Annotated in this window: 1 protein-coding gene; it reads right to left on the bottom strand. The window is 65.2% G+C overall.

Annotated elements, in window-relative coordinates:
* Nucleotides 1–950: PmbA/TldA family metallopeptidase (locus EKL94_RS22140; protein WP_312023667.1), on the bottom strand; the 950-nt coding region annotated here is incomplete at its 3' end.
* Nucleotides 951–1,070 lie beyond the last annotated feature (120 nt).

Here is a 1,070-nt window from a genome sequence, read left to right as displayed (position 1 = left end):
CGGTCCAGCTCCAGCGGGTGGCCGATCGACTCGTGGATGGTCAGCCAGGTGTGCGACGGGTCGAGCACCAGATCGTACTTGCCCGGCTTCACCGACGGTGCCTTCAGCTTTTCCTGTGCCTGCTTGGCGGCGGCGATGGCGTCTTCCTTCATGTTGTAGGAAGAGCTGTAGTTGACCACGCCATTCGGGCTGACCACCTTGCCGGCAGCCGCACCGTCCAGATACTCATAGCCCAGGCCCATCGGCGAGGACAGGCCTTCGCGGGTACGGAACTTGCCGCTGGACTTGTCGATGGCGGTGATCGTCATCGGTGCCCAGATGCGGTGCACGTCCTGGTCGATGTAGGAGCCATCGGTGGAGGCGAAGTACTTCTGCTCGTTGACCAGGAACAGCATCGAATTGACGAAGCTGGCGCCGGCGCCCATCGCTGCGGCGTTGACGTCCAGCAGCAGGCCGACCTTGTCCTTGATCGGCACTTCCATCGCATTCTTGCGGATCGGCGTGCGCCAGCTCACTTCACCCACGCCCGGCGCCTTGGCCAGCTGCACCGGTGCGGTCTGCACGCCGGCATTGGCCTTGGCGATTGCCGCGGCTTGCTGCGCGGCCCGGGCCACATCGGCCGTACCCAGCGCATTGGTGGCGGCAAAGCCCCAGGCACCGTTGACGATCACGCGGATGCCAACACCGGTGGACTCGGTGTTCACCACGTTCTGCACCTTGTCCTCGCGGGTGATCACGAACTGCCGCAGGTAGCGGCCGATGCGCACGTCGCAGTAGGTGGCGCCGGCCTGGCGGGCGGCAGCGAGCGCCGCATCGGCCAGGCGCTTCTTCAGCCCCAGGTCCAGCGTGCTCTGCAGTTGTTCGGCGGCAATTGCCTTGCCGAAGAAGGAGGGCACGATCAGCCCGCCCGCGGTAAGCCCGGTCAGGGCCAGGAAGTCACGTCTTTGCAAGGCTGCTCTCCATGTCGAAGGATGGGTGGCTCAAGCGCCGAGACTGCGCGCGGTGTTGATGATGTTGATGCCGTTGAAGCGGGTGGTGGATGAACCGTGCGAGACCGCCGAGACCTGGCC

The organism is Stenotrophomonas maltophilia, from assembly GCF_003970865.1.
Classification (GTDB): domain Bacteria; phylum Pseudomonadota; class Gammaproteobacteria; order Xanthomonadales; family Xanthomonadaceae; genus Stenotrophomonas; species Stenotrophomonas maltophilia_AR.
The sequence above is the reverse complement of the archived record's forward strand: the minus strand, read 5'-3'. Positions and strand labels throughout refer to the sequence as shown.